10 protein-coding genes are annotated in these 13,721 nt (G+C 46.1%); 5 read left to right on the top strand and 5 right to left on the bottom strand.

Translation table 11 applies throughout. The annotated features are described in order from the left end of the window. The first annotated feature begins 30 nt into the window (after positions 1–30). The 3 genes from K5Q92_RS06665 to K5Q92_RS06675 all read left to right on the top strand — a co-directional run bounded on the left by K5Q92_RS06665 (position 31) and on the right by K5Q92_RS06675 (position 4,705). Entirely contained in the window at positions 31–726 is a 696-nt protein-coding gene (locus tag K5Q92_RS06665) for a 4Fe-4S dicluster domain-containing protein (RefSeq protein WP_220768244.1), read from the top strand. Positions 727–735: 9 nt separating this feature from the next. Then, positions 736–3,771, top strand: a complete 3,036-nt coding sequence (locus K5Q92_RS06670; RefSeq protein ID WP_220768245.1) for a molybdopterin-dependent oxidoreductase — start codon at positions 736–738, stop codon at positions 3,769–3,771. Between the two features lie 349 nt (positions 3,772–4,120). Then, complete coding sequence (locus K5Q92_RS06675; protein ID WP_220768246.1) at positions 4,121–4,705, top strand: hypothetical protein; 585 nt, start codon at positions 4,121–4,123, stop codon at positions 4,703–4,705. A gap of 358 nt (positions 4,706–5,063) precedes the next feature. Here the strand turns inward: K5Q92_RS06675 and K5Q92_RS06680 are convergent, their stop codons facing one another. From K5Q92_RS06680 to K5Q92_RS06695, 4 genes are all read right to left on the bottom strand, one after another. Beyond that, positions 5,064–5,630 carry a YSC84-related protein gene (locus K5Q92_RS06680; RefSeq protein ID WP_220768247.1) on the bottom strand — a complete coding sequence of 189 codons (567 nt, stop codon included), beginning with the start codon at positions 5,628–5,630 and terminating at the stop codon, positions 5,064–5,066. Positions 5,631–5,783: 153 nt separating this feature from the next. Further along, entirely contained in the window at positions 5,784–7,844 is a 2,061-nt protein-coding gene (locus K5Q92_RS06685) for a S9 family peptidase (protein ID WP_220768248.1), read from the bottom strand. Between the two features lie 133 nt (positions 7,845–7,977). Then, positions 7,978–8,883: a hypothetical protein gene (locus K5Q92_RS06690; protein ID WP_220768249.1), complete on the bottom strand. Its 906-nt coding sequence runs from the start codon at positions 8,881–8,883 to the stop codon at positions 7,978–7,980. 174 nt (positions 8,884–9,057) lie between these two features. Further along, positions 9,058–11,715, bottom strand: a complete 2,658-nt coding sequence (locus K5Q92_RS06695; protein ID WP_220768250.1) for an ATP-binding protein — start codon at positions 11,713–11,715, stop codon at positions 9,058–9,060. A gap of 101 nt (positions 11,716–11,816) precedes the next feature. On the opposite strand from K5Q92_RS06695, the gene K5Q92_RS06700 reads away from it, so the two are divergent. Next, entirely contained in the window at positions 11,817–12,311 is a 495-nt protein-coding gene (locus tag K5Q92_RS06700) for a hypothetical protein (protein ID WP_220768251.1), read from the top strand. A gap of 2 nt (positions 12,312–12,313) precedes the next feature. Further along, positions 12,314–13,354, top strand: coding sequence for a hypothetical protein (locus tag K5Q92_RS06705; RefSeq protein WP_220768252.1), 1,041 nt, complete (start codon positions 12,314–12,316; stop codon positions 13,352–13,354). A gap of 34 nt (positions 13,355–13,388) precedes the next feature. Here K5Q92_RS06705 and K5Q92_RS06710 read toward each other — a convergent pair whose 3' ends face one another. After that, on the bottom strand, positions 13,389–13,715 hold the full coding sequence (locus K5Q92_RS06710; protein ID WP_220768253.1) for an Hpt domain-containing protein: 327 nt from the start codon (positions 13,713–13,715) through the stop codon (positions 13,389–13,391). Positions 13,716–13,721 lie beyond the last annotated feature (6 nt).

The following is a 13,721-nucleotide window of genomic DNA, read 5'->3' on the forward strand; positions in this document are numbered from 1 at the left end:
TATTTACTGTATTCATAATAAGGAATAATTATGTTGGATAGACGTTCCATTTTAAAAATGGCTGCTGGTGGTGCAATGTTAACATTGATCCCCAGTGCTCAACTTCAAGCTAAAACTCCAGGTAAACGGTTGGCGATGGTGTTTGATGTTCGCCGTTGCACAGGCTGTCTATCTTGTACTGTTTCCTGTGCGATGGAAAATCAAACTGACGCGGGGCGTTGTCGTACCCGAGTCAATCAGGCTGCAATTGAAACCGAAATGGGCTTAGCCACATTGGCAGTACCAAACCAGTGTAACCAGTGTGATAACCCCGCTTGTGTGTATGTTTGTCCCGTTGAAGCGACCTATAAGCGCAAAGAAGATGGCATTGTGGTGATTAATCATGATGAGTGTATTCATTGTCAGCTTTGTGTCGATGCCTGTCCATACGGAGCCAGACGTAAAGATGAAACCCTTAATTCACCACCTGAGAAATGTAACTTCTGTATTCATCGCGTATCAGCCGGCTTATTGCCCGCTTGTGTTGAGACTTGCATTGGTGAAGCGCGTAACTTTGGTGATCTTAATGATCCCAGTAGCAAGGTTTCTCAATTAGTACGCGACAACAAGGTGTACGCCATGTTGGCTGACGCAGGCACTAAGCCAAATATCTTCTATATCGGCTTACCGGAACAGCCGAAAGATAAACAGATCTTGTCTCTTAATTTCCTCGAATGGCAACGCTAGGAGCTAATAATGGATAGACGTAAATTTTTAACCCAAGCGGGCGTTGTCTCAGTCGCGGCTGCCACAGTGGGCTGTGGTGAGAAAACGCAGCCAATACATCCAGCACGCAGCCAAGATGTAAGCTGCTTTGGCCACCCGATCCCAGCGGAATGCCAGCAAGATGCTAATGGTGACTGGCAGCTAACACCGGGTGTGCGCACCGCTTACTCACGCTGTTTTAGTTGCTACAACATCTGTGGCTTACGGGTACGGGTGGATGAGAAAAATGACAAAGTATTAAAAGTGGGCGGCAACCCTTACTGTGAAAACAACTCTGGTTCACCACTGCCAATCGACACCAGTGTGAAGCAGAGTTATATCGCATTAGCGGGTGAGAACGGCCTTAAAAATCGTGCAACGACTTGCGCCAAAGGTGCCAGTTGCGCCGACTCAGTAGATGATGAGCGCCGAGTCACTCAGGTACTTAAACGTGATGGCAAACGTGGCGAAGGTCGCTGGGTAACGATTAGTTATGAACAGGCACTGCAAGAGATTTTGCAAGGCGGTGATCTGTTTGGTGAAGGCCATGTTGAAGGGCTGCGCAGCCTGCGTCAGCTAGATAAGCTCGCTAAGCCTGGCTTTCCTGAATTTGGTACCGCTGCTAACCACCTGTTTGCAACCTATTGTGCCGAAGATACCCTGCGCGGCAGTTTCTATGCGCGCTTTATGCAGCAGTCTTGGGGCACAAGCAACTTAGGCACTAAGCACGCCTATTGTGGCGCGGCACAGGCGACAGGCTATAGCTTAGGCATGGCAGCAGGCTTTGAAGAGTGGCTCAACGATGTTGACTGGGAAAATGTCGAATATGGTCTATTTATGGGAACGAGCCCAGGTTCTTCAGGTGTCAGCCTTAACCGTGTTGGCCGTGGATTGGCCGACAGTCGGGTTGAAAGAAAGTTTAAGTATGTATGTGTCGACCCGTTACTTCGCACCACTGTGGCTGCCGATACCAATGCGACTTGGTTAGCTGTAAAACCAGGACAAGATGCTGCATTCGCCTTTGGGGTTATCCGCACCATGCTCGAAGAGGGCTGGTTTAACAAGGTTCATCTTGAAGGCGCGAGTGAGAAAGCGGCCAAAGCTGCGGGCGAGCTTCATTATACCAATGCTGGCCACTTGGTGGTTGTCGATCCTAAACACCCTGACTACCGCCGTTTCGCTAAGGCGAAAGACTTTGGCTTAGGTGGTGATGAAGCCATTATTATAAAAGCCGGAAGTGATAGCTTGGTGGCGGCAGAGTCTGGTGATAAGGCGGAGTTATTTGTCAGTAAGATCATAAAAGATAAGTCGGGTCGCAGGGTGAAGTTAGCTTCATCGCTTTATCTGTTACGAAAAGAAGCGCAGCGCACCAGCATGCAAGAGTACGCAGCTAAGTCGGGGATTAGTGTTGATGCGATGCGCCAAGTGGCTAAAGATCTTGGTCAATATGGTCGTAAAGCCTGTGTTGCAGGCAATGGCGGTACTAACTCATCGGATGGTTTTGTGATGGGCTGGATCTGGGCAACCCTGAATACTTTGGTGGGCAGCCACGATGCTAAAGGTGGTGCTATTTACGGTAATGGCCCAATTGGCGGCATGGAAGGGCGTTACGATCTGGCGAATATCGATAATGGTGTCAGCCTAGATGGTGTGGTGAATGCCTGCCGAGATGGTGCCTATGAGTCATCAACGGAATATAAGCAGAAGGTCGCTAAAGGCGAAAACCCATACCCAGCCAGTACACCTTGGCATGAGGTGTTGCCCGCAATGAATGCGGCAGAGCAATGGACGAGTCACGCTAATAACGATCCTTACCAAGCTAAGGTGCTGTTCAATTGGCGTAATAACTTTCTTTATAGCGCTGCATCGATTAGCCAAGAGGTGGTGGCTAGTATTGCCGATCCTAAGTGTCTGCCCTTGATTATCGGTATCGATTGCCATATGAATGAGACCAACCGCTACGCGGATTACTTTATTCCTGATCGCTCAATGCTTGAAGAGTATGCTGCTGACCGCATGTGGGGCTCACACATGTTAGGGGTGGTGGCTGCTGCCCCACTTGTGACTCCAAGAACCGTGAAGAATGCCGCGGGTCAGCACGTTTGTATGGAGCAGTTACTCGTTGATATCGCACTGGATATGCAGCTCCCAGGATTTGGTAAGGGCGCGATAGCCCATGCTGATGGTAGCAAAGCGGATCTGCTTTGCTTCGAAGATTGGCACGCAAAATACCTCGCAAACGTTGCATCTCAGTGTGAAAACCTGCCGAAAGTGACAGCAGAAGATAGACAGTGGGCAGGATTGGATTATGCCATGAAGCCGCTTACGCCAAGATTGACAGCAACTGAAGCCCGCGAGGTCGAGGCGCTGTTATCCCGTGGTGGCTACTATGTTGCCGATGAGCGTTATGAAGGAGACTTTGTAAAAGGTGCAGCGCCTAAGTGTCTGCAGCTATATCACGAGGCGGTAGCGCAGCTGCGCCATGCGTATTCAGGTGAGCACTATCCGGGCAACATTACCTATCACGAACATAGATTTTGGAATGGGGATAGTTGGGAAAGTCATTGGCCGGCCTCCGAGTACCCGTTGCTATTTTCTAGTTATAAGGCAACGGTGCGCTCAAATTATGCGGTGGCCTATAAACGTATTGCTGAGATTAGCCCGACTAACTTTGTTTACATGCATGAAGATACTGCCAAACAGCAGGGCTTAACCGACGGTGATAGGGTCAAACTCATCACAGCGAATGGCAAACCCGCTACTGGTCTATTGCAAACTGACTTTGGCGTTGCACCGGGCGCAGTTTGTGTATCCCACGGATTTGGTCACTCACAAGGCTTTGGTGGTGATGACAGGATCATCAATGGCGAGAAATTAGCGGCCCTCAAAGAGCGAGCGGGGGGAGTGGCGATCAATCAGATGATCCCTTCAGATCCTACCCGTAAGCAAACTGCGAGCATGTTAAACGATTACTGGACGGGGGCTAACTGCCGTCACGGGATCCCTATCCGCGTGGAGAAGGCGTAAGCCGTATTTACAATGACTCCTTTTTATAGAAACACGCTATGAAGGAGGCCAAGATATATCCAAAACTTACGGCAGCCACATTGAGAGGCGATAGTGGGGCTGTTGAGGTATTACCGTTAGGTGTCAGGCAAGCTCAGTAGATTTTTGTGTTTGTCATCGCTGGCGGTAGCTCCTGTGTGGCGTTTGCAGGATCATCGCCTTGATCACACTCAATTCGTATCATCCTGCAATCTTTCCCCTCGGCATTGTTTTCGCTGAGGGGACTTTTCGACTCGGTTAAATCTCTAACCACTTCAGTTAAAATTTATCTGTTTATGGTAGGGTAAATTCCCCATCATTGGAGATAATAATGAAAACAATAAAATACTCACAAATCGCACTGTTAGCAGTGACAAGCTTTGCACTACCAGCTATGGCAGTCACCTCTGAGCAGAGTGCATTTTTTGATAACTTAGCAGCCCACTGTGGTAAGGCATTTGAAGGTACAGTGACAGCAGGTAATAGTGCAGATTCAGCCTTTAGCGGTAAGAAGCTCGTCATGCATGTACGAGAATGTAGCGATACCGAGCTGAAAGTCCCCTTTCATGTGGGTGATGACCACTCCCGCACTTGGGTGATCACTAAGACCCCTTATGGTTTGCATCTTGCTCACGATCATCGTCATAAAGACGGTAGTGAAGACAAGGTGACCATGTACGGCGGCATGACTGCAGATATGGGCAGCGCGACGGAGCAATCTTTCCCCGTGGATGCTTACTCGATTAATAATTTTAGAGAAAATGGGTTAGATGTATCGGTGACGAATGTGTGGCATATGTATGTTAAACCACAGGAGTTTACCTATCGCTTAACTCGAGAAAACCGCGATTTTAGAGTCGACTTTGATTTGACTAAGCCTGTCGATTTGCCACCAGTGCCTTGGGGTCATAAATAGCGTATTTAGCTTTGATGTGTCTAGGTTCTAGCTTTTTATTGCTAGAACCTAGAACCTAGAACCTAGAACCTAGAACCTAGAACCTAGAACCTAGAACCTAGAACCTAGAACCTAGAACCTCTAATACTCAAGCCTAGAACTTAGAGCCTAGAGCCTAGAACCTAGAACTTCTAGTACTCAAGCCTAGAACTTAGAACCTCTAATACTCAAGCCTAGAGCCTAGAGCCTAGAACCTTTAATACTCAAGCCTAGAACCTATCTTCTCAGTCTTTTCGTCTTAGCTTCTCTCGCAGTGACGAAGTCACGTCCTCGCAGGGCGAAGCCCGACCTCGTCTTTGCTTTTCCTAGCTCTTGTTCCTTACTTCTCTTCAAAAGTAAAAGACTGACCAGCAAGAGCCGCTTCAAACATTAACCCGCCCTTCGCGACGGTAAACACTGCCATGCCATTGATATAAGCCGCTTTCGCTGCACTCTTGCCTGCTCCTGCTGAATTTCCTGTGGTACCTGCCTGAGCATTAGCGCCAATGTTGATAGCAACGGCTGAGGCTTGAGCACCGAACTCGAAGCTGCCACTGGTAAAGTCTCTGTATGCAGCCTCATCTTTGAAGAAGATTATCTCGCTATAGGCTTGGCCTCCGAGCTGAAATCCAAAGGAGACTTGAGTTAAGCTGGTGTCACCAGTATAGCTACCACCACGATAGACTCGCCCCTTACCGTAAGCTGCACCTATACCTATCCCACCTTTACCCACGGTAGGGAAAAGCGCGTAGCCGTATGCGTTATTGAAGAATTTTTGTGTTTCGCTCGCTTGCTGGAAAGTACTTTTGGCCTGAGCGTAACCGTCTTCGGCGAACGCTTGTGGTGCAAACATCATGCTGGCGAATATGCAGAAAGTGGCACTGATTCGTTTGATAAAACTTGTCATTCGATTCTTCCCCTGTAAAAAACTGGCTAAACCTTAGCATACCCTTACTGAACAGAAAGTGAATGCCGGAATTGTAACCGGGGTTATCTATGTAAAAGGAAAAATAAAAGCGCCGATAGGCGCTTTTATAGTTTGCTGGTGCGACATCTAAACTTATTTAACTTCTTGGCCTAATACATAGTGATTGAACCATTTCTGATCCCATTCCATCTTAGCTTTACGATGCTGGTACTTGCTCAGACCGTGGCCTTCATCGGGATAGACCACCAACTCCACAGGAACATTGAGGTAATGGTGCAGCGCTCGATATAAACCCTGAGCATGACCAAGTGGTACACGTTGGTCGCCTTCACCGATATGGATCAAGGTCGGGGTCTTGATCTTATCTGCATAAGTCAGCGAAGAGCCGTGGTTATAGGCTTCAGGCTTTTCCCAAGGTAGGCCTTCCATAAAGTTGACCACATGGCCAGGGGTATCTTCGAGGATCCACTGCAGACGTTGATCGAACACGCCTGCGCCAGAGCTTGCTGCTTTGAAACGATTATTGGTGCTAATGAGTGCATTGGTCAGGTAGCCACCATTACTCCAACCCATAACAGCCATCTTGTCGCCATCGGCTATGCCGTCCGCTATCAGCTGATCGACCCCGGCCATGATATCTTTGACTTCGATATCATGCTCTCGGCCAACCAAGTCAGTTAAGAACTTATCGCCGTAGCCTGTTGAGCCGCGATAGTTAGGGGAGAGCAGCGCCCAACCGTTGGCGGTAAAGGTTGAGCGGCCGTATGATCTGTGTTGCAGCGCATAAGGGGTTGCTGCAGTCGGGCCGCCATGAATTTGCACTATTAAGGGAAGTGGCCCGTCTTCCTTTTTATAGCCCGCCGGTAGGTCCAGTATGCCCTCGACCACTGCGCCATCTGGTGCTGTCCACTTGACGATGGAGACTTGTGGTAACTTCCAGCTATCGACTTGTGGGTTGATATTGGTCAAGCGCTTAGCCTTGGCAAGGCTACTGTTGGCATCGGCGGTAAACATGTCGGAGAAGTGATCTAAACCGTTGTGGCTAAAAGCAACGGACTGGCCGTTTTGGCTAAAGCTATAGCTGCCGATAACCATGTCGCCCGGGATTACGATGCGGGTATCGCCCTGCTCACCATCATCGATCTCGGTACAGAAGAGTTTGACACGGCCATGATCGGCGCCGCGATAACAGATCTCATCACTGTTTGGTCGCCAAGTCAGATCGCTTGATGTAAGGGTGACATCGCCGGGACGAGTCACTTCTAATGAAGGCTTATCTGAGGCATTTACATCGGCGATAAACAGCTGGCCAGGATGGCCGTCATAGTCGATTCTAAAGGCTAACTCAGTGTTATTGTCTTGCCACGCCAATCCAAGCAGCCAGCCATAAGGCGAGGGAGCATTATCACGCCACTGGGTATCGGCGAGTACACTATTTTGTTGGGTTTTGGTATCGAAGATCTCAACGTCTGACCAACCTTCTAGGAATACCAGCTCATTGTCTGTAGTGGTGATTCGGGCGATCTTGTTGCCATCTTGGCTGACCTTAAACTCCCACACGACTTTGTCATCGTCGAGCAGTAATTTTTGTTTGAAGTGCTCAAGATCGAGTTGATATAACGGGTTAGTTTTTTGTTCACCGTGGCCATATTTAGGCGCGCTGTGGCTGGCTCGCATCGATGCCCATTGATCTTCATCGGTGGTGGTTTTGGTGGCTAAAAAGTACAGGCTCTTGCCATCGTGGCTAAGCTCAAAACCTGCTACACCTTCGGCTTCCTTGGTCATCGGCTGGCTATCACCGCTTTTTACCGATAGGCGAAAGACCTGAGTTTTGCCGTTGAAAGGGGCTTTTGCCCCTTCCTGTTTGACCTTACCAAGGTAATAGACGTACTCACCATCGGGGCTCCACTGTGGGCTAGACTCACTCTCGTTGGTGAAGGTCATGCGTTTTGATTGCTGAGATTTTATTTCGACCAGCCACAGGTCGCGCTGGCTCTTATCCAGCTCCTTATCCCAGCGAGATTCAAGCCAGACAGCGTGTTTGCCATCAGGGCTCAGTGTTACCGCGCCCATATTACCTATATCGAAGAAATCATCTATGGTGATGTCGTGGCTTCTCTGTGTTGCTGTTGCAGAGAAACTGCAGCCGATCAGCGCGGCTGCAAGCACTGAAAGCTTGTGTCTTTGTTTCATGTATTAATTCCTAACCTTCAATATGTTGTTATTGTTTTGAATTGTGGGCTCATACACTAGCGTAACTTTTACGCAGTTGGCTATGAAAAATACTCATTGGATGGGTTTATTTGAGATGTATCAAAAGCAGTCATTATTGATGCTTAGATTCTTTGAGTTGCTCCTCTTCCTGCATCAACTGATGCAAATAGGCAAGCTCTTCAGAGCTGAGTAATTGTTGACTGGCTTGCATCGGCTTTCTTTGTGGTAACTGCTGAGCAAGTTTGCCACGTAAAAACGCGGCTCGGGTGATCTGTTTAAGTCCGTAGATAGCAAGTAGATAAACGGTTAGTAGCAAGGTCAGTTTAGTGGCAGCCTGATTGATAACGATGGCCTGATCACCCAAATAAAAGGGCAGAATGATGAGCACGGCCCTGATAAGCCAATTGCTCATCAGGGCTAGAGTTAGCACCAGTAGCCAGCGGAACTTGATGTCTTTCAGACTGTCTTGATGCAGTCGTGATGTTCTGCTGGGATAGCGGCTAAGCATCTTGATGATGTAGTAAAAATAGATCCCTGTTTGGATAAAAAGTAGCGCTGGTAATAACAGGGATAGTAAGCTTAAATCGGTGGCCTCTGGTGGATTAGAGAAGCCTATATTAGGCCCGTCACTAGTAAACAGTAGCCGAAAGCTGATGGCTAGAATGACGAGAAGTGCAATGAAGAGCGCCGGATAAAAGTGGCGTGAAAAACCAATAGGTTGCTTTATGTCATGCAAGCTGCGATCGCAATAAAGATAGAGCAGCGGCATTACCAGGAAGTAGACTGGGATGATTAATATAAACAGCAGATGTAAGGGGGCGGGGGCATTGTCACTGGTCAGTAGACCGGTAAAAAAATACAGCGCCATAAGGCTGAAGATATCTCCAAGAAGCTTATTAGTGCCATTTTTTTCGTGGTAGATATAACGGATATACAAGCCTAGGCCTAGACAGTGAATACCGCCAAGCAATGAGAGCCACCAATAGCCTTGAGAGAAAAACTCACTAAATTCATTCATGCCAAACTCATTTCAACCTAATGTTGTTTTAGATGCAAGTGTTGAATTTTTGAACACGCCAACTAATAGTAATACCTTTTGACACTCAGTTAATAAGTGAACAAGAATAATTGTTTAACGCCAGCAGTAGCTAAGGGGTTGCTGGCGGAAGCGGTGACATCGATAGCGGCAAGCTTAACTGGCAAGCTTGGAGACTGATCTAAGTTTGTGCAGCAAGGCTTCTTTTTTAAATGGTTTTGCAAGGTAGTCATCCATGCCTGATTGATAGCACCTTTCAATATCTTGATCGAGCACGCTGGCGGTTAGCGCTATGATAGGCAGTCTAGGCTGGGAATGTAGAACCTCCCATTCTCGAATTTTTTCCGTTGCAGTAAAGCCGTCCATAACGGGCATCATGCAGTCCATTAAAATGGCGTGAAAAGCCTCCCCTGAACTGATGAAATCTAACGCCTCTTGGCCGTTATTGGCGATAATACAATCGAACCCTGCCTGTTTAACAAGTAATGATGCCACTTTTTGGTTTACTAAGTTGTCTTCGACTATCAGTACCACAACCTTCACTCTTTCAGGCTCTTCTGTGAGTTTGTGATGATTGTTGATACTGCTTGAGTCTTGTTTATGTCGTAATTTCCGATTCTCTAGTCCATTGTGGACTGCATTTTTAAAGCGGTTGCCTAGTAAGGGAAGGGTTACTGTCGCATCGATATTATCTAAATCTCGCTTCTCAGTTGGCGTATTGAGGGCAATCGTAAAAATATCCCTCTGTCTTAGCAGTTCAGGCAAGGCCGCAATGCTGTCTCTGGTCGAAGACAAACTGTCAATAAATAGCAGATCAAACGTTTGATTTTCCTGTAACAGATCGAAGCAGGAACGATAGTGGAAATTGAGATTAAAGCCTTGTTGCTGGCATTCTCTATCAAGTTGTTCACTGAGCTCTGAGTTACTAGAAATAAGCGCAGCAGTTAAACCTTCGAACTGGTTTGATACAGGTTTTTTCTGAGTGATAATTGCAGATCTGAGTTTAATGGAGAAGCAGGAACCTTTTCCTTTGTCTGAAATAAGGCTCATCTCTCCACCCATCAATGTGATGAGTTGCTTACAAATCGCGAGGCCAAGCCCTGTGCCGCCAAACTCTCTAGTTGTTGTGTTATCTTCTTGAGTAAATGGAGAGAATATATGTTGCTGTTTCTCTTTTGCGATACCGATACCGCTATCGTGCACACTAATGAGTAGGTCGCAATAGCCTGCAGCATTGCAACAGGATATGACCACCTTAATCCCTCCTTCCTGAGTAAATTTCACCGCGTTAGAGAGTAAGTTGACCAGAACCTGCTTCATACGGTGTTCATCGAGAGAGAGTAGGTGTGGGGTATCGTTATCTATCTCGACTTCTAATGTTAGGTTTTTTTCGGCGATCTTTGCCAATACTATGGTTAAGGTATCGTAAATTAACTCGGTGATGTCGGCGTCGGTATTGGTGATAGAGAGGTTACCAGACTCAATCTTAGATAGATCGAGTATGTCATTGATCAGTATGAGTAACGTTTGAGATGAGGTCTCGATGGTTTGCAGGTACTCACTCTGAGTTGGCGTTAGCTTTGTGCCCGTCATAATATCGGACATGCCAATAATGCCGTTAAGCGGGGTGCGGATCTCATGGGACATATTAGCCAAAAAGAAACTCTTCGCCTGATTGGCTTTTTCAGCTTCCTGTTTCGCTTGTAATATTTTTAGTTCATTCTGACGCCGCTCATTAATGAGCTTGTTAAGCGTTTTAGAAAATAGGCTTAACTCATCGTTACCCTCTTCGCTAACTTTGTGGGAATAGTCGTGAGTCTCTTCGATGTGTGACATGGTGCTAATCACATGGCTTAGGTAGTTGATGATGCGTCGGTATAGGTTGGCTCCAATGATGGCGATGATGGCTAGAGAGATAACTAGCGCTACGCAAAATAGCCAAATTAGATTTTTTGACTGGGCGATCTCGCCGTGAATGTTGCTACTGAGCTTAGCGGAAAAACTACTCACAACATATTGGATTAAATCGAGTCGTTGGTTGAAGGCTGCCAAACTGATATTGGGAGTGTTGGCTAAAGTTTGCTTATTTAAAATATGACTTCTTAATTGATAACTCTGTTCGAATGCTTTATCTGAAAAAGTGCTGAGCAAGAGCGAGACCTGCTCAGGTTTGGCGTTAATATCTATAAAGCGCTCTACATAAAGTTGTTGGCGCTCGGTGATGGAGTTTAATTGGCTTAGCAGTTCACCATCATTGCGGTCTTGCAGTAATAGATTGATTAACCATTTCTCTTCTGTCGACCATAAAGACAGCCATTGCAGTTGGTATAATATTTCAAGCTGTTGATTGATATCATAGTTGAATCCAGAGCTGTCTTTCTCTAGGGTGTTTATTGCTTGAACCTGTAGCTCATTAAACCAAATCGACCAGTCTGCTAGATCATCAGCATTCATTTCCGCCAATTCTATTAGGGCGTCATTGGTGTTAGTTACCCAAGACTCCATATCTAAATAATTCTTAGCCGTAAATGTTTGAGATAGTTGCTGGGATATTCTGTTGAGCGAAGAGGCTAAGGGGGCGAGTGTCACCTTAGTGTTGTGTTTGAATAACTGCTCTCTTGCTTGATTGGTAAGCTTGTTTAGTTGGGATAAAGATTCGAGAAAGCTGACTTTACTGTTTAGGGTATTTAAAGCCTGAACATTCTCTCTCTGTTTTTTAACCTCTAATGCCGATAAAAAAGAGGCAAAAATGAGCGGTAATAGCACCAAGGCTAACATCCGTATTTTTATTGAAGCATGATTAAATATGCTCATTTCTACTCCATGAATTGAACAAGTTAGCGCCGTTCTTGTAGTTTAACTTAGCCTTGACTATATTCAGCATAGTATAAAACTATCTAGGATTGAGGGTTTTAATGTTTAAGGGATTAAACGTGCGAGTTAGGCCTATCTTTTTTCAGCTCTTAATAGTGCTACTGCTTTGCTGTATCTCTTTATCCCTCCAAGCTGTAGAAGCCATCGATGAAAACGACGATGTTGAGTTTGCTATTTTTAGCCTTAATGATGACTTACCTCCCTTGAGTAAGAGCAAGGCGAGAATGCTTTATCGTGGTAAGAGTAAGAAAATATCGGGCAGCTTGAAAATTGTTCTAGTAGACCTTCCTGAAACATCCATCCATAGAGAAGAATTTTATAAGATGCTACTCGGCAAGTCTGTTTCGCAGATGAACGGCTATTGGGCGGGGCTTGCATTTTCGGGCAGAGGCTCCCCGCCTGATGAGCTTGATAGTGATGATATTAAACAGATTTTAAAATGGCTTAATGATAACCCTAACGGCATCGCTTATGCGCCTATTGAATCAGTGCCTGAAGAAGTCAATATCTTGATAACTGTGCCTCAGGGAGAGTAGTTATGTTACGTCGCCGAACATGCTTTATCGCATTATCTTCAATTATATTTCTACCTGTCGCCCAGGCAAGTATTGAGCTTACCGATAGCATTTCTCTCAGTGGATTTGGTTCAACCGCTATCAGTAAGACAGATAATCGCACTCCGCTGTTTATTAGCCGAGAGATCACTGATGATACCTGTTATGACTGTGACACCATATTTGGTTTGCAGCTAGATATTGATCTATTTGATAGCTTAACCGCATCAGGACAGGTGGTTAAGCGTACTCAGGATGAGTGGAGCGATCCAGAGCTTGAGTGGGCCTATCTTTCATATGAGTTTGATGATTTTGAGGTGAGAGCAGGGCGTTTGCGTTTGCCGCTATTTCTGGTTTCTGAGTACTACTATGTTGGCCAAGCCTACCCGTGGGCTAGGCCTCCTCAGGAGGTGTATGACAGCATTTTAGGATTTACATTCTATGATGGTCTGTCTGTTTCTTGGGATTATGAGATTTCCGATGAACTCTTGTTAACCGTGTCGCCCTATTACGGTTTTGATAGGGTCAATAAGGTGGAACTAGGTGATTATTTACTGACATTTGATACCGAATATATGGCGGGGATCTATATTGACTTGGTCGGGTTTAACTATCGGATTCATAGCGGCTTTATGCAGGCCAAATATAGGCAGCAACCTTCGCCAGAGCAGCAAAAACTGGATATTTATACTCTGGGAGTCGAGTACAGTTATGAGTCCTGGTTATGGATGGCGGAGGTGGAGTTCGATCGATTACAAACCAACTGGTATGCCTCGGCGATTTATGCCTTTGACTACTTATCTCCCTATTTAACCTACGGCGAAAGTCATCAGCTGCGCAAATCTAAGGCTGTGACGGCTGGGGTTAGATATGATGCGACTTCGAGCATTTCATTCAATCTAGAGTATCAGATGATTTTTTCTCAAGAGGAAGGCAATCGAGCTCAGTTTGTCACATCACCGCTGACTTACGATGAAAGCCCAGACGTAGATTTAGTTACTTTTACCGTAAACTTTGTATTTTGATCACATGGGGGGGAATAACTGATTGGGAAAGCAATTATTGTAATAGCACTTGGACCTGTTGGTTAATGTTCTGGATTTCTTCGCAAAGCTTGTTGATTGCAGTTTCATCTGGGAGCGCACCATTTTGAGTACTAGACTCTACGACTTGTGCAAAGCTTACCGCATCTTGTGCACATAAATTACTAAACATACCTTTCAACTCGTGGGCGATCTGAAACAAGCCTTCAATATCCTCTGTGCTATACCTTTGCTTAATGATGTTGTAACTCTGGTTGTACTCTTCGATATAGAGGGTGAGTACCATGTTCAGCATCGAATCATCACCGTCACAGAGTGCTTTTAATTCATCTATTTTAATCATTAAGCT

Origin of the sequence: Shewanella sp. MBTL60-007 (assembly GCF_019654915.1) — a bacterium.
Taxonomy (GTDB): Bacteria; Pseudomonadota; Gammaproteobacteria; order Enterobacterales; family Shewanellaceae; genus Shewanella.